The organism is Mycobacterium celatum (assembly GCF_002101595.1).
Lineage (GTDB): Bacteria > Actinomycetota > Actinomycetes > Mycobacteriales > Mycobacteriaceae > Mycobacterium > Mycobacterium celatum.
In genome coordinates this window covers 67,392-83,132 of record NZ_LQOM01000044.1, presented here as the reverse complement: position 1 = coordinate 83,132, position 15,741 = coordinate 67,392, and the positions used below count along the sequence as shown (strand labels likewise).

The window sequence follows — 15,741 nt, the reverse complement described above, 5'->3', positions numbered from 1 at the left end:
CGCTCAGAGGTGCGTCAGTTAGCGGGGCAAGCCCAGGATCCGCTGGGCGATGATGTTGCGCTGGATCTCCGACGTGCCGCCGGCGATCGTGCCGGCGAAGCTGCGGAAGTAGCGGTCGAACCAACTGCCGTAGTGGGCGTCGAGGTTCAACGGGGCGTACGGACCGGTGACGTCGGGGTGAACCAGGCCGTCGGCGCCCGCGGCATTCAGCGCATGCTCGGAAGCAATCTGCACGGCTTCCGAGCCGAGCAGCTTCAGCACCGACATGCCGGCCACGTCCTCCTCACCACGGTCCGCGCGCGCAAGCGCTGCGGAACCCAGCAGACTCAATGCCTCGAAATCCATGGCTAGCGTTGCGTATTCGTCGCGTTCCACCACGCCCGACGGACAGAAATCGGCGATCAGTTCGCGCAGCCGGTCGGCGTAGCTCAGCCACAGCATCGTGCGTTCGTGACCCAGCGAGCCGTTCGCCACCCGCCACCCTTCGCCCAGTGGGCCGACCAAATTCTCGACGGGCACCCGCGCATCGCTGAAGAACACCTCGTTGAAATCGACGTCGTCGCGATCCGACGCCGATGCGAACGGCCGGCGCGTCACACCCGGGGTGTCGGTCGGGATCAGCAATACGCTGATGCCCTTGTGTTTTGGCGCGTCGGGATCGGTGCGCACGAACGTCAGCAGCACGTCGGCGTCGTGGGCACCCGACGTCCAGACCTTCTGCCCGTTGACCACGAAGTGATCTGCGTCGCGCACCGCCCGCGTCCGCAACGAGGCCAGATCCGAGCCCGCGCCGGGCTCGCTCATCCCCAACGCGGCGGTCATCTCGGCACGCAGAATCGGCACCGCCCACCGCTGCTTTTGCTCGTCGGTTCCGAACGACAGCACCGACGCCGCGATGATGCCGATGCCCTGTGGGTTGAAGCTCTGGTAAACCCGTCGCCGCGACAGCTCCGCCAAATGCACGTATTGCTGCAACACCGTGGCATTGCGTCCACCAAACTCCGGCGGGTTGCCGGGCACCAGCCAGCCGTGGTCGAACAACAGCCGCTGCCACTGCCGCGCCCACTCCGGAATATGCGCTGTCGAGCGGGGACGTTCGGCGGCGCTCGCTTCGTCGGGCGAATGCTCGTCGAGAAACGCCACGAATTCGGACCGGAACGCCTCGACCTCGGCGTCAAACGCGAGCTGCACGGCTACTCCTCGGCGACGGCGCCCGCCGCGGAGCATGTTGAGCATTTCGCTTCCGCGGACACGGCGAAGAGAATACTATTCTCACGATGAGAAAGTTACAATCTCGGACACGTCGTCCGTGAGGGGGTCTAGACACCAATGGCACGGCGTTCTCCGGTACAGTCCAATCATGTTCTCCCCTCACGGCAATCGTCCGGACCGCCGGTGACAAGCCCGAGCGAGGAGCCTGCCTGGAAGCAGCGCGCAGTCGAGCGGTCGATCAAGACGGCGAAGCTGCGGGCGGCGCAGCGCGTTCAACGCTTCCTGGACGCCGCCCAGGCCATCATCATCGAAAAGGGCAGCACGGACTTTACCGTTCAGGAGGTAGTGGACCGCTCACGGCAATCGTTGCGGAGCTTCTACCTGCAGTTCGACGGCAAGCACGAGCTGCTGCTGGCGCTGTTCGAAGACGCGTTGAGCCGGTCCGCCGACCAGATCCGCGCCGCGACCGCCAGTCACGCCGATCCCCTCGAGCGGTTGAAGGTCGCCGTCGAGTTGCTGTTCGAGGCGTCGCGCCCCGACCCGACGGCCAAGCGGCCGCTGTTCACCGACTTCGCGCCCCGGTTGCTGGTGTCCCATCCCGCCGAGGTCAAGGTGGCCCACGCACCGCTTCTGGCGTTGCTGACCGAGCTGATGGAAGAGGCTGACGCTGCCGGGCAACTACGCGCCGGCATCAGCCCCAAGCGGATGGCCGCGATGACCATGCAGACCGTGATGTTCATCGCCCAGTCCAGCGGCGGTACCGACGACGCGACGGTGCACCCCATCACCGCCGACGAGGTCTGGGACTTCTGCTCACGCGGATTCGTCGGCGAGAAGTAGGTTACCGCGGAGCGAGAATTCGGTTTACACTGACCCGACAAGTCGGCGAAATCGCTGCACGCGGTGTTCGAGCGGGAGGGCCGGGCCGACGAGCCTGTGCATGCACGTCGCCGAAGACGGCCCCGAGCACCAGAACAGCGATCCGGTTCCGCCCGTGCTGGGCGAAGAACACCGCGTCGCACTGGACCTCATTCCCTGGGAAACCCGCTCCGCCGACGACCTGGACGCGTCGGCCGCCGGTCCGCCGCAATTCGAAATGTGGATGCGCACACCGCCTGTCGATGCCGACCTGGCGCCCGCGCTGACCGCATACGCCACCGACCTCGCCCTCATCGGCACGGCGCTGCGCCCCCTGGAGGGTTTCAACCAGTGCGGCAACGGCACGGCCTTCACGTCCGCGGTCACCTCCCACACGCTGTGGTTCCACCGGCCGTTCCGAACCGACCAGTGGCTGCTGCTGCGTCAGCACAGTCCGGTGCTCGCGCATGGCCGCTGCTTTGGTCGTGGCGACGTGCGTTGCGACGACGGCACGCTGGTCGCCGCCACGCCCAGGAGGCACAGCTGCGTTTCTACCAGTGACGGTCGGGCGCAGGGGAATTCGTTCGCATATCGCACCATCATCCCGATTTGAGAATCGTATTCTCGGCTAATGAGAGCGTGAGATGACAGAAACGGATTCGACATTGACACTTCCCTCTCATGGATGACAGAGTTCAGGTGCATAGGGACGCAGGTCCCGCGAGAACGTGGTTCCGGTGAGAGGCAGCAATACCCGTGACAGTCAGCGCCACCAGCGAGGCCTATTACGACCCGTACAACCCGGAACTCAATGCCGACCCCTACCCCATGTTTCGGCGGCTTCGCGAGCAAGCGCCGCTGTACTACAACGAACAGCACGACTTCTACGCGCTGAGCCGGTTCGCCGACGTCGACGACGCACTGGTCGACCATGAGACGTTCAGCTCGGCGCGCGGGGCAATCCTGGAGCTGATCAAAGCCAATATCGAAGTCCCTTCCGGCGTCCTGATTTTCGAGGACCCTCCGGTGCACGACATCCACCGCAAGCTGCTCGCCCGGATGTTCACGCCACGCAAGATCAACGAGCTGGAAAGCAAGATCCGCGAATACTGTGTGCGTTGTCTGGACCCGCTGATCGGCGCCGACCGGTTCGACTTCGTCGCCGACCTCGGCGCGCAGATGCCGATGCGGGTGATCGGCATGCTGCTGGGCATCCCCGAAACCGATCAGGAAGCCATCCGGGATCGCTCGAACGCCACGATGCGCACCGAGGTCGGAAAACCGATGGACACCTCCGCGGCGTTCGGCACGGCAGAAGCCTTCGCCCAGTACATCGACTGGCGCGCCGAGCACCCGTCCGACGACATCATGACCGAGTTGCTGAACGTCGAATTCGAGGACGAGACCGGCACCACCCGCCGACTGACTCGCGACGAGCTGCTCATCTACGTCAACGTGGTGGCGGGCGCCGGCAACGAGACCACCACCCGCCTAATCGGCTGGACCGGCAAGGTGCTGGCCGAGCACCCGGACCAGCGGCGACAGCTGGCCGAGGACATGTCGTTGATTCCGCGGGCAATCGAGGAGTTACTGCGCTACGAGCCGCCCGCTCCACATGTGGCGCGGTATGTCACGCGGGACGTCGAATACTACGGACAGACTGTGCCCGCGGGCAGCGTGATGATGATGCTGATCGGCGCCGCCAACCGCGACCACCGCCAATTCCCGCCTGACGGCGACGTTTTCGACATTCATCGCGAGCTCCGCCAGCACCTGTCGTTCAGCGTCGGCACGCACTACTGCCTCGGATCGGCGCTGGCCCGACTGGAAGGGCGGATCGCGTTGGAGGAGGTCTTGAAGCGTTTCCCGGAGTGGGACGTCGACCTCACCGACGCCAGGCTGTCTCCGACGTCCACGGTGCGCGGCTGGGAATCGATGCCGGCTGTGATCTGCTGAGCCGCAGCAGGTTTAATACGTCAACGGAAACGAGGTAACGATGGCAGGGCGAGTCGAAGGCAAGGTCGCCTTCATCACCGGCGCGGCACGTGGCCAGGGCCGCAGCCACGCAGTGCGGTTGGCCCAGGAGGGCGCCGACATCATTGCGGTCGACATCTGTAAGCAGATCGACAGTGTGCAGATTCCGCTGTCCACACCGGAAGATCTGGCCGAGACCGCCGATCTGGTCAAGGGTCTCAACCGCCGCATCTACACCGCCGAAGTCGACGTGCGCGACTACGACGCGCTGAAGGCTGCGGTCGACGCCGGTGTGGAGCAGTTCGGCAGGCTTGACATCATCGTCGCCAACGCGGGCATCGGCAACGGCGGGCAGACGCTGGACAAGACCAGCGAACGCGACTGGACCGACATGATCGACGTCAACCTGTCGGGTGTCTGGAAGACCGTGAAAGCCGGTGTCCCCCACATACTTGCGGGCGGGCGCGGCGGTTCGATCATCCTGACCAGCTCGGTCGGCGGGCTGAAGGCATACCCGCACACCGGTCACTACGTCGCCGCCAAACATGGCGTGGTGGGGCTGATGCGGACGTTCGCAGTTGAGCTGGGACAGCACATGATTCGGGTCAACTCCGTGCACCCCACCAACGTGAACACGCCGTTGTTCCTCAATGAGGGGACGATGAAGCTGTTCCGGCCGGACCTGGAAAACCCCGGCCCCGACGACATGAAGGTCGTCGCGCAGATGATGCACACCCTGCCGATCGGATGGGTGGAACCCGAGGACATCAGCAATGCGGTGCTGTTCCTGGCCTCCGACGAATCGCGCTATATCACCGGTGTCACCCTTCCCGTCGACGCGGGTAGCTGCCTGAAGTAGCTAGAGTCCCGTTCTATGGACGGGTTTGACGGACGTGGCGCGGTGATCACCGGCGGCGCGAGCGGCATCGGATTGGCCACCGCACGCGAGCTCGCTCGCCGCGGTGCCGGCGTGGTGCTCGGAGACATCGAACAGGGTGCGCTCGACGCTGCCGTGAGCGGTCTGCGCGACGACGGGCTCGAGGCGCACGGCGTCGTCTGCGACGTCCGTCGGCGCGACGACGTCGCTCGGCTCGCCGATGAAGCGTTCCGATTACTCGGCGGCGTTCACGTGGTCTTGAACAACGCCGGCGTCGCAGTGGCCGGGCCGATCGCGCAGATGACGCACGACGACTGGCGCTGGGTGATCGACGTCGACCTGTGGGGCCCGATTCACGGCGTCGAGGCGTTCTTGCCCCGGCTCCTCGAGCAGGGCGAGGGCGGCCACATGCTGTTCACCTCGTCGTTTGCCGGGCTGGTGTCCAATGTCGGCCTTGGGCCCTATTCCGTGGCCAAGTACGGCGTTGTCGCGCTCGCCGAGGCGTTGGCGCGTGAAGTCAAACCGGACGGCATCGGGGTGTCAGTGCTGTGCCCGATGCTGGTCGCCACCAACATCGGCAACTGCGAACGCAACCGCGGCGCCGACTACGGAACGCCTGCGACGCAACCGGTTTCGGAGCCGGTCACCGTCGGGCAAGACGACGTCCTCTCCGCCGACGAGGTCGCCCGGCTGACCGTCGAGGCGATACTCGCCAACCGGCTCTACATCCTGCCGCACCGGGACTCGCGCGGCCCGATCCGCCGGCGGTTCGAGCGGATTGACCGCACCTTCGACGACCAGGCAGCCGACGGCTGGGCTCACTAATAGCGCGCCTGTTTCGCGTTGAGTCTGCGTCCACCAAGCGGGTTACTCGAACTTTCTGGTGGTGAGCGCAGAATCAACACTCGCCGCGAACTTTTCGACGAACTCGTCGGCGAACCTGGCGATCCCGTCGAGCGCTTCGCGCGTGCGCTGCCAGGGCGCCACGATGAGCCGGTCGATGCCGGCGGCCGCGGCGCGCCGCACGTCGTCCGCGGACGAGATCGGCACCGACGTGGTGACGCACGGTCTGCCGCTGCGCTCGTGCTCGGTCCACAGCCGGGTCAGCGTGCGCACCGAGTCCGGTATCCGGTCCAGCGTGTGGTTCATCGGCAGCCAGCCATCGCCGAATCGGGCCACCCGGCGCAGCGCGGCCTTGCCGTCGCCGCCGATGTGCAGCGGCGGCCCGCCCGGCTGAACCGGCTTCGGCTCGAACATGACTTCATCGAAATCGAAGAAACGGCCGTGATGCTCGATGCTGGGCTGGCTCCACAACGCGCGGCAGACCTGCAGTGCCTCGTCGACGCGAGCACCGCGGCTGTCGAAGTCCAGCCCGACCGCGTCCCATTCCTCACGCAACCAGCTGGCGCCGACCCCGAAATCGAAACGGCCGCCGGACACGATGTCGACAGTGGCGGCGGCGCGGGCGCTGACGAACGGATGGCGCAGTCCGATGTTGTAGACGTAGGTGCCCAGCCGGATGGTGCGGGTCTGCCCGGCAAGAAACGACAGGTAGTTCAGCGCATCGAAGATCGGCGTGTGCGGGGGGACCGGTGGGTGCTTATCGCCGCCGTGCGGGCTGCCGCTCATCGCGGCGGGCAACACCAGATGCTCGGGCAGCCACACCGACTCGAACCCCAACTGCTCGGCCCGCCGGGTCAGCTCGGGCCACAGCCCGGGATGCGCGCGGGCCAGCGGAATACCGAACTTCATTGTGCTTTGGCCTTTCTCGCGGCGCCCGGTGCTCGTCCGATGATGCCGTCGGCCTCCAGCTCGGCGATCTCGGCGACGGTCAACCCCAATTCGGTGAGCAGCTCATGGTTGTGCTGGCCCAGCAACGGCGCGGGCCGGCGATGGAATCGGTGCGGACCGGCGGCGAACCGGATCGGCACCGTGCTGTGCAGGACCGGGGGGTTCACCGGGTGCCCGACGTGTTCGAAGAAGCCGCGAAACGCAAGCTGCGGCAGCTCGGTTTGACGATGTGGCTGCATCACTTTCGCCACCGGCACGCCGGCGTCCCACAGGCGCCCGACGATCTCGTCGCCGCCGCGGTCGGCACACCAGGCGGCCAGGTGCTCGTCGATCAGGTCGTGTTGCGCTCGCCGTCCGGCCGCGGTGGCCAGCGCCGGGTCCGTCGCCCACTGCGGCCGGCCCAGCGCCTCGCACAACACGGTCCACTGCTCGTCGGTCGCCACGGCGATCGCCACCCAGCTGTCCAGGCGGCCGAATTCGTCGGCGTCGGCGGTGCGGTAGAGGTTCTGCGGCGCCGCAGTCGGCCCCCGGTTGCCCGCCCGCTCCAGCAGTGCCCCGTATGCCGAGTACTCGACGATTTGCTCGGCGGCGACGTTGATCGCCGCGTCGACCATCGCGGCTTCCACCAACACGCCCTGCCCGGTGCGGCGCCGGTGTTCCAACGCCAGCAGCAGCGCGTTGAGCGCGTGCACGCCGGCGTTGGGATCGCCGACCGAGTAGGGCTCGTAGGGGTTTCGGTCGGGATAGCCGGTCAACCAGCTCAGCCCCGATGCGGCCTCGATCACATAGGCGAACGCGGGGTCGTCGCGCCACGGCCCGTCGAGCCCGAAGCCGGGCATGCGCAGCAGGATCGCGTCGGCCCGCAACTCCTGGACGGCGGCGAAATCCACACCGATCTGGTCGAGCACCCGGGGCGTGAAATTCTCGACGATCACGTCGGACGTTGCGATGAACCGGCGCAACAGATCCCGCCCCGCGGAGGTCTGCAGGTCCAGCGTCACCCCCTTCTTGTTGGTGTTGAGCGCAGAGAAGATCGGCGAGCGTTCCCACCACTGTTCTTCGCTCGTCGGGATGCCGGCGATCAGCCGGGTACCGTCGGGTTTGGCGGTGGACTCCACGTGGACGACCTCGGCCCCGAGCATTGCCAGATAATGTGTGCAACAGGGACCAGCCCAGAACGTCGTCATGTCCAGCACGCGTAACCCGCTGAACGGCAAGCGATCCGAAGCGGGCCCGCAACCCTGTCGTCCCGACGGCTCGGCTCGGCGGTAGTGCGCGGTGTGCTCACCGAGCCGCGGCGCGGGCAGCGGCGCGCGCAGCAACGCCGGCGTCGTGCGGTACGGATGATCGGGCTGGCAGAACCCGTCGCGGGGATTCGTGGTGAACGACCGACGCTGCTGGAAGTGGTCCAGGCCGGTGATGTTTGCGCCGTTGGCCACCGGCGCGTTGGGGATCCGGAATGCGGTGGCCAGTTCGCGGATCTCCTCGACGGTATGGCTCGCCACCCATGTATAGATCTCGTCGGCTTTCTCGTTGGCCTGCTCGGTGATCGACAGCGGCGACTCCTCGTCGATCCACTCCTGGTGGCCGGTCATCGCGCACAGGTCGAACCACTGCTGGGCGGTTCCGCAGCCGACATCCACCAGGCCGTCTTTGGCGCGGGCGATGCCGGGGACGGTGAGCTTGCGGGCATCCCGCCACGGCCGGCCTAGCATCTCGAAATACGTGACCGGGTAATAGGTCAGGCCCAAGGCGGCCGTTTCCAGCATGGACAGATCAATGAGCTGACCGCCGCGCCGAAGAAAGGTCAGCGTCGCGGCACTCGCATAAGCGCCGGCGAAGTATTCCCCGATCTGCCCGCCGACGAACACCGGTGCGCGGTCCGGGGACCCGCGCCCCAGCCCGACGATTCCGCCCGACCAGGCCTGCAGGGTGAATTCGGTGGCCGCGCGGTCCCGCCATGGACCGTCCAGCCCGAACGGCGTGATCGCGGTGACGACGAGATGCGGGTGAGCGCGGTGCATCTCAGCCGGGGCAAAGGCGTCGGCAATCGTCGAGCCTCGCGTCCACACCACGGCGTCTGCCGACGCCAGCAGCCCGTTCACGAAGTCAGCGTCGGTCGCGGGGTCGGCGACCACGCTGTGCTTGGAGCAGGCAAGGAAGCTGAACAGCGCGCCGTCGGATTCGATCTGCGCGCCCGAGGCCGACCATCGGCGCAGCGGATCTCCTTGCGGTGACTCGACTTTGATTACCCGCGCGCCGGCGTCGGCCAGCAGTTTGGTGCAGTAGGCGCCGGCGATACCGCTGGAAAGGTCGACGACCGTGTCGCCGTTCAGCGGCTCCACCGGCTATCCCTTCTTCTTGTTCTTCTTGCGGCTGGATTTGCTCAACCGAAACTCCGGCGGGAACTTGCTGTCGTTGTCTTTGACCGCGTCGGTGAGCCCGGCGTCGATGGCGTCGTCGAGCATCAGGTCGTCGCCGTCGGAGGTGACGCCGCTGCCCATCGACTCGAAGAAGGCGCTCAGCAGGCTGCCCAGATATTCGCCCTGGTACTGCTTGACCACCTCGAAGAACATCTTCTGCATGAACACGGTGTCGGTCGGCCGGTTACGGGCGCACGCCAACGCGTATTTGTCGACCTCGGCCTCCAGCGCGTCGCGCGGCACCACCTTGTTCAAGAAGTTGCACTGGAACATCTCGTCGGCGGTGAAAGGCCTTCCGGTGAAGACCATTTCGGAAAACTTGCGCAGCCCCATCGTCTGGACCCATGTCCACATCCGCGGGCCCCACCCGTAATAGCGGAACGACGGGTGGCCGAACAGCGCGTCCTCGGACGCGATTACCAGGTCGGCATCGGCGGCCTGGTAGAAATGCCAGCCGTAGCAGTAGCCTTTCGCCTCGACGATGCTGATCTTCTTGAATTCCTGGAGCGCACGGTTACCGGCCTGCGAATTCGCGTACCACGCACTGATCGTGGCGCCGTGCCGGAACGATGCCTTCGGCGGGTATTGAATACCGCCATCTTCCAGCCGCAGCTCGGCAAGCCGGAAAGCAGGTGAGTCCTGGCCTTCCATGAACTCGGGAAGGTCGGCGCCGCTGCCGAAATCGTCGCCGACGCCGCGGATCACCACCACTTTGACATCGTCGTCGACGTTGGCGCCGCGCAGCAGATCTGCGTAACGCAGTCGCGCCGCGGCGGTGGGGGCGTTGAGAAACTCGGGACGGTCGAACGTGATCGTCGCGATCTTGGTCTTCGGATCCTTCGCGTAGCGGATGATCGCTTCCGGCGGCGGAACCTTGTCAGGCATGGACTACGCCTTGCCAAGACGGGCTCGACGTCAGGATCTCCGGTCCCTCGGCAGTGACCAGCACCGCCTCGCGGCCGAATACCGCGCCGACGCCGCGCTCCCAGACGTAGCCGGTGACCGCCAGCACCATGCCGGCCTCGAGCCGTTCTTCGGTCGCGGTGGCCGGCAGATGCGCCGACACCACCGGCGGGTCGAAGCCCATGCCCAACCCGCGCGCCACCGGCATGGGCGGCAGCGGCTCACCCGCGGCGTGATACGCCGACAGCAGCTCCGCGGCCGGCGCCCCCGGCTGGCATGCCTCATACAACCTGCGCCACAACAACTCCCACCTCCGGTACAGGTCGGCGGCGGCCTCATTTTTTCTGGCTTCGCCGACAGGCCAGGTGCGGCCCACCTCGCCGGTGTAGCCGCCGCCGAGCACGCCCGCGGAGAACGCCACCAGGTCTCCGGACCGGACCCGGCCGTCGTCGCTGCCGCGCCGCCACGGGTGCTCCCGCGACGTCACCCAGGCGGCGTCCTGCGTGGCCGGGGTGCTCACCCCGCCGGCCGTCATCGCCTCCAACAGCACACCGGCCAAGGTCTTTTCGGCAATCCCGGGCCGCAACTCGGCCACCGCCGCCGCCAGCGCCTGCTCGGCGACCAGAATGGCATCGCGCAAGGCGGCCACCTCCTCAGGAGTCTTGACGCGCCGGGCGGCACGCATGGCTGCCTCGCCGTCGACCAGCTCGGCGTTAGGGAACGCCACCGGCAGCAATTGGGCGAATCCTGGCGAAAGCGCATCGGTGCCAACACGTTTCGCCTCGCCCGCGCCGTCGATGCCCTGCAACACCGAGATGGTGTTCATCGGGTTCCAGGCGATGCCGTAGAGATTCTCGTGCGGGATGTCGTCGGGCACGCCCTCGTCCCAGGTGGACAGCAGATGGATGGCCCCGGTTTGCCGCACGACGACGCACGTCGGCCCGAACGGGCGGGTGCCGGCCACCCACAGTTGCGGCGCCCCCGCGACATAGCGGACGTTGGCTTGCCGCCCGAGCACCAGCACGTCGAGATCGTGCGCGTCCATCTGGGCCAGCGCGCGCTCGCGACGCCCGCAGCGCAGCGCCCTGTCGTCGGGCAGAACCTCAGTGGCCATAAGGGTCATAGGGGTAGTCGGTCAACCGGATCCAGCCTTCCTCGGTGATGACGATGATCTCTTCGCTGCGGTAGCCGCCTGTGCCGTCCTCCCACACCACCGGCTCGAGCACCAGCACCATTCCCGGCTCGAACACGAAGTTCTCGTCGAACTCGTCGCCGAGATCGGTTCCGATCATGGGTGTTTCGGCGGCGTTCACGCCGATCCCGTGCCCCAGGTAGAAGTGCGGCAGCCATGGCCGACTGCCGCCGTTGGCCTTCGTCGCAGCCCGGCCCAACTCCGCCGCGGTGGCACCGGGCCGGGTCACCTCGAGCACCGCGGTCATGATCTCCTGCCACCGGTAGAACTGCGCCTGCTGGCGCGCTGTCGGCTCGCGGCCGACCACCCAGGTGCGGCCGAAGTCCGAGCAGTAGCCGGCGTAGGTGATGGACACGTCGGTCCACAGAACGTCGCCGGCTGCCAGTTCACGCTCAGTTGTCAACAGCGGCAACGCCAAATCGCCGTGGGTGGTCCACACGCCTTCAGCCTTGCTCGAGGGCATCACCTGCCAGATCGGTTCGAGCATGCTGGCCATCGCGCCCAGTTCGAATGCCCGGCGCATGAAGCTCGCCGACAGGTCGATCTGCCGAATCCCCGGTGCGAGTGCGGCCTGCACGTCGACCATCGCCCGGTCGGTGATCCGGCACGCAGTGCGGATGCAGGCCAGCTCGTCGGGTGTCTTGATGACCTTGGCCGCGCCGATGACTTGCGCCGCGTCGACGGGCCGGCCCGCCCGGAACAGCCGCTGCTGCGCGCGGCGCATCGCCCCGGTCAACTCGTCGACCGCCACGACCGCATCCGTAGGAACCAGTTCGGCAACAGTGCGCGCGAAGTTTTCCACGCCCTCGTCGAACTCCAGATACACCGGGCCGTGCAGATGGTCGGCGGGCAGCCCCGATTCCGACGACGCGCCTTCACGGAACGGCAGGAACAGGTGTGGCCAGGGGTCGTCGGCGCGCACCAACGCGACCGGCCGCTCGACATAGGACAGCCCGGCATCTCCCAGCGGCCAGCTCACCCCGGTGGCGTAGACGACGTTGTTGTTGCCCAACAGGATCAACGCGTCCACACCGCGATCGGCCATCGCCGCGCGCAGCCGCGCACCGGTGTCGCGGCGCATCCGGTCAATATCCGGTGTGACTGGAATGTCGATCGCAGTGGTCACGAAAATGCCTCAGACACCCAAGAATTCACTGATGTTGCCGCTCACGATCTTTGCGGCGGCCTCGGACCCGACAGCATTGACGACCGCGGCCAGCGACTTCTCCGAATAGCCGTAGGTGCTTTCGTTGTGCGGATAGTCGGACGACCACATCACTTTGTCGACCCCGATCTTGTCGATGAGCTGCAGGCCCAGCGGGTCCACCATGAACGACGCGCTCATGTGCTTGTCCCAGTAATAGCGCACGTCGTGCTCGACCGGCCGGTTGAACATGTGCTGATACGACGCGACCAGGTGCTCGGCGTCCTGCAGAGCCCATGGCACCCAGGCGATCCCGCCTTCGAACCACCCGATCCGCAGCTTCGGATGGCGGTCGAGGATGCCGGCGAAGATGTACTTGGAGAACTGTTCCCGGAACCCGTCAATGTTGATCATCATGCCGACCACCACACTGTTGAACGCGCACGGGGTCTTCGGCGGGGTCTCGCCGATGTGGTGGGTGACCGGTAGCCCGGCCTCCTCGATTTCGTCCCACACCGGGCTCATCGCGTCACTAGCGTAGTCGATGACGTTGCCGTCGTCGTCCTTGCCGGGATTCAGCGGCAGCAGGAATGTCTTGAGGCCCAAGGATTTCAGCTCGGCAAGGGTGCGGCGGGCGCCTTTGGGGTCCCACCAGTTGATCAGCCCCGCACCGTAGAAGTGGCCGCCCGAACGCTCCTGCAGCTCGGCGATGTACTCGTTGTAGATGCGGAACGCGAGCTCGCGAAGTTCCTTGTCCGGGTAGTGGAACAGCGCCAGGATCGCGTTGGGGAACGCCAGCTCCTTCTCGACGCCGTCGTCGTGCAGCTCCTGGATGCGCGCCTCGATGTTGGTGCTGCCGGCGCCCGGAAGGTCGTCGTACTGCATCAGCACCGCGCTGAAATCACCCGGCAAAAACGACTGTCCCTTGCGGCCGAGCTGATAGGCGCCGTCCTCGTACCAGATCCGCGGCGCCTTGTCCTTGAGGTTCTCCGGGAAGCGCTCGTAGAAGATGTCCTCGGCGAGCGAAATGTGGTTGTCCGCAGAGAAAACCACCGTGCCTTCGGGCAGTCCGACGGTGCTGAGGTCGGCGTGACCGCGCCGATCCTTCGGTGCGCCGTAACCTTCGGGTGGATAGAGCGAGACGGTGCTCGTCACGATTGATCCTCCAATCGGATCGGCTCGAATTTCAGCGTAGTCATCTCACCAGGCCACCGGAAGCTCGTAGACGCCGTAGGCGAGACGGTCGTGTTTGAACGGAATCTCCTCGATCGGCACTGCGAGCCGTAACGTCGGGATGCGCCGCAGCAGTGTGTGAAAGACGATCTGCAGTTCCGCGCGGGCCAGCTGTTGACCCACGCATTGATGCCTGCCGTAACCAAATGCGACGTGCTGGCCCGCCGCCGGGCGGGACAGGTCGAGCTCACCCGGCCCGAGGAAGACCTTGGCGTCCCAGTTCGCCGGCGCCAGGTCGATGATGATGCCCTCGCCGGCACGGATTGTCTCGCCGGCGATTTCGATGTCCTCGATCGCGACGCGGCGCTGGCCGTTCTGGATGATCGACAGGTAGCGCAGCAGCTCTTCGACCGCATTGGCAATGACTTTCGGGTCGTCGGTGTCGCGAAGCACCGCCAACTGCTCAGGGTTTTCCAGCAGCGCCAGCACACCGAGGCCGATCATGTTGGCGGTGGTCTCGTGCCCGGCGATCAGCAGACCGGTGCCCAGTTGGGCGGCTTCGCGCACGCTGAGCTCGCCGGCCTTGACGCGCTCGGCCAGATCCGACACCGCATCCTCGGCCGGGTTGTCCATCTTGGTCTCGACCAGGTTGGCCAGGTACTTGGCCAGCCCGGCCGCACCCTTGGCGGTGTCCTCGCCGGTGGCGTACCGGGCGAGCCCGATGTTGGCGTGGCGCTGGAAGAACTCGGCGTCTTCGTACGGCACGCCCAGCAACTGGCTGATCACCAGCGACGGCACCGGCAACGCCAGGGCCGTGACGATGTCGGCGGGCTGTGGGCCGGCCAGTATCGCGTCGATGTGCTCGTCGGTGATCTGCTGGATCACCGGCCGCAGGCCCTCAACCCGCTTGAAGGTGAACGGCTTTGACAGCATGCGCCGGAATCGCGTGTGCTCCTCGGCGTCCGAGGTGAACACCGACCGTGGGCGCTTGTGCACGGTCGAGAGCATGCCCTCGTTCCAGTGCGGAAAGCCGGGCCGACGGTCGTCGACGCTGACCCGGGCGTCGGCGAACAGCGCCCGCACCTCCTCGTATCCCGTGATCAGCCACGGCGTGCTGCCATCCCAGATCCGCACCCGCGACAGCGGTTTGGCTTCCGCGAGCGCCATCACGTCCGGTGGCGGGGCGAACGGGCAGCCGCTGTCGCGGGCCATCGGGTATTCCGAGATGGCCTCGGTGAGGGTGTCGGACACGTCTCACTCCTCGATGTCGATGGCCGACGCGGGGCAGCCCGCGGCGGCGCTGCGGGCGCTCTCGGCCTGCTCGGGCGATGGGTTCTCGTTGAGCAGCACGACGACGCCGTCCTCGTCGCGCTGGTCGAAGATCTCGGGGGCGCGCATCACGCAGTTGCCCGACGACGCGCACTTGTCTGGGTCGACAATCACTCTCATCGACGTCCTCTTTCGCTCACCGGCGCCAGCCACAGCCCCACAATCGCGTCGATGAGACCGGATCCGGCCGCCTGCCAACCGGTTCGCGGCGCCGAGGCGTTCGCCGATGGCGGCGATCCGCTGCGCCCGGCAGCGCCGAGCTTGCGATCGCCGCTGGCCATTGCCCGTTCTCGATCGGCGCAGGTGTGCATCAACAGGTTGCGGGCCATCACGTTGCGCTCCGCCCGAACGTCGTGCGGAAGCTCGGGAAGGCAGCGGTTGATGCCGTCGATCACCTGCACCAGCGACGGCGACGTGAGCGCATCCTTGACGACGATGTTGTGATAGGCCGGATCGGTCATCACCTGCGCGGCGAAGCGCGCATACCAGGTGGGATTGCCCAGCGCCGCAAGATGATCGGTCAGCGGACGCACCAAACAGGCTACCCAGTCCCGCATTTCGGTCGAGTTGCCGATCTCGGCGACCATCTGCTCGCGCAGCAGTTCGATCGGCACCCGGTGCTTGTGCTCGATGGCCCGCACCAAATCGGTCTTGGTGCCGAAGTGGTAGCCGACGGCGGCGTTGTTGCCCTGGCCAGCGGCCTCACTGACCTGCCGGTTGGACACCGCGAACACGCCGTGCTCGGCGAACAGCCTCTCGGCCGCCGTCAGGATCGCCTCCTGCGTCGTGCCGGCCCGCTCGGTGCGCGCGGTCCTCGCCGTGGTCACGGGGTTAGTCAACCCCTCCCCGCGTATTAAGTCAAGCG

General features: G+C 66.5%; 15 protein-coding genes. 5 read left to right on the top strand and 10 right to left on the bottom strand.

Translation table 11 applies throughout. From position 1 onward, the window contains the following. Positions 1–18 precede the first annotated feature (18 nt). Positions 19–1,191, bottom strand: coding sequence for an acyl-CoA dehydrogenase family protein (locus AWB95_RS19065; RefSeq protein ID WP_062540047.1), 1,173 nt, complete (start codon positions 1,189–1,191; stop codon positions 19–21). A 204-nt stretch (positions 1,192–1,395) separates the two neighbouring features. Here AWB95_RS19065 and AWB95_RS19060 point away from each other — a divergent pair, with 204 nt between their 5' ends. From AWB95_RS19060 to AWB95_RS19040, 5 genes are all read left to right on the top strand, one after another. After that, positions 1,396–2,052 (top strand): TetR/AcrR family transcriptional regulator, encoded by a 657-nt coding sequence (locus AWB95_RS19060; RefSeq protein ID WP_062540046.1) that lies wholly within the window; start codon positions 1,396–1,398, stop codon positions 2,050–2,052. Positions 2,053–2,152: 100 nt separating this feature from the next. Further along, entirely contained in the window at positions 2,153–2,683 is a 531-nt protein-coding gene (locus AWB95_RS19055) for an acyl-CoA thioesterase (protein ID WP_062540045.1), read from the top strand. Between the two features lie 143 nt (positions 2,684–2,826). Continuing rightward, the gene (locus AWB95_RS19050; RefSeq protein ID WP_062540044.1) at positions 2,827–4,026 is read left to right on the top strand and encodes a cytochrome P450; all 1,200 of its coding nucleotides are present in this window, start codon (positions 2,827–2,829) and stop codon (positions 4,024–4,026) included. A 40-nt stretch (positions 4,027–4,066) separates the two neighbouring features. Next, positions 4,067–4,903 carry a mycofactocin-coupled SDR family oxidoreductase gene (locus AWB95_RS19045; protein WP_062540043.1) on the top strand — a complete coding sequence of 279 codons (837 nt, stop codon included), beginning with the start codon at positions 4,067–4,069 and terminating at the stop codon, positions 4,901–4,903. Positions 4,904–4,918: 15 nt separating this feature from the next. Next, positions 4,919–5,746 carry an SDR family NAD(P)-dependent oxidoreductase gene (locus AWB95_RS19040; RefSeq protein WP_062540042.1) on the top strand — a complete coding sequence of 276 codons (828 nt, stop codon included), beginning with the start codon at positions 4,919–4,921 and terminating at the stop codon, positions 5,744–5,746. Between the two features lie 42 nt (positions 5,747–5,788). On the opposite strand, the gene AWB95_RS19035 is transcribed toward AWB95_RS19040, so the two are convergent. The 9 genes from AWB95_RS19035 to AWB95_RS18995 all read right to left on the bottom strand — a co-directional run bounded on the left by AWB95_RS19035 (position 5,789) and on the right by AWB95_RS18995 (position 15,703). Further along, entirely contained in the window at positions 5,789–6,673 is an 885-nt protein-coding gene (locus AWB95_RS19035; RefSeq protein WP_062540041.1) for an LLM class F420-dependent oxidoreductase, read from the bottom strand. After that, positions 6,670–9,057 carry a CaiB/BaiF CoA-transferase family protein gene (locus AWB95_RS19030; protein WP_062540040.1) on the bottom strand — a complete coding sequence of 796 codons (2,388 nt, stop codon included), beginning with the start codon at positions 9,055–9,057 and terminating at the stop codon, positions 6,670–6,672. The genes AWB95_RS19035 and AWB95_RS19030 overlap by 4 nt, the downstream gene beginning before the upstream one ends. Before the next feature lie 3 nt (positions 9,058–9,060). After that, complete coding sequence (locus AWB95_RS19025) at positions 9,061–10,020, bottom strand: enoyl-CoA hydratase/isomerase family protein (RefSeq protein WP_062540039.1); 960 nt, start codon at positions 10,018–10,020, stop codon at positions 9,061–9,063. Next, positions 10,013–11,152, bottom strand: a complete 1,140-nt coding sequence (locus tag AWB95_RS19020) for a M24 family metallopeptidase (protein WP_085168513.1) — start codon at positions 11,150–11,152, stop codon at positions 10,013–10,015. The genes AWB95_RS19025 and AWB95_RS19020 overlap by 8 nt, the downstream gene beginning before the upstream one ends. Further along, positions 11,142–12,311, bottom strand: a complete 1,170-nt coding sequence (locus tag AWB95_RS19015) for a M24 family metallopeptidase (RefSeq protein ID WP_084707293.1) — start codon at positions 12,309–12,311, stop codon at positions 11,142–11,144. Before AWB95_RS19015 ends, AWB95_RS19020 begins: the two co-directional genes overlap by 11 nt. 54 nt (positions 12,312–12,365) lie before the next feature. Then, complete coding sequence (locus tag AWB95_RS19010; protein ID WP_180276007.1) at positions 12,366–13,427, bottom strand: amidohydrolase family protein; 1,062 nt, start codon at positions 13,425–13,427, stop codon at positions 12,366–12,368. Between the two features lie 147 nt (positions 13,428–13,574). Further along, positions 13,575–14,759 carry a cytochrome P450 gene (locus AWB95_RS19005; RefSeq protein WP_169714709.1) on the bottom strand — a complete coding sequence of 395 codons (1,185 nt, stop codon included), beginning with the start codon at positions 14,757–14,759 and terminating at the stop codon, positions 13,575–13,577. Between the two features lie 42 nt (positions 14,760–14,801). After that, positions 14,802–14,996 (bottom strand): ferredoxin, encoded by a 195-nt coding sequence (locus AWB95_RS19000; protein WP_062541275.1) that lies wholly within the window; start codon positions 14,994–14,996, stop codon positions 14,802–14,804. Beyond that, entirely contained in the window at positions 14,993–15,703 is a 711-nt protein-coding gene (locus tag AWB95_RS18995) for a TetR/AcrR family transcriptional regulator (RefSeq protein WP_084707295.1), read from the bottom strand. Before AWB95_RS18995 ends, AWB95_RS19000 begins: the two co-directional genes overlap by 4 nt. Positions 15,704–15,741 lie beyond the last annotated feature (38 nt).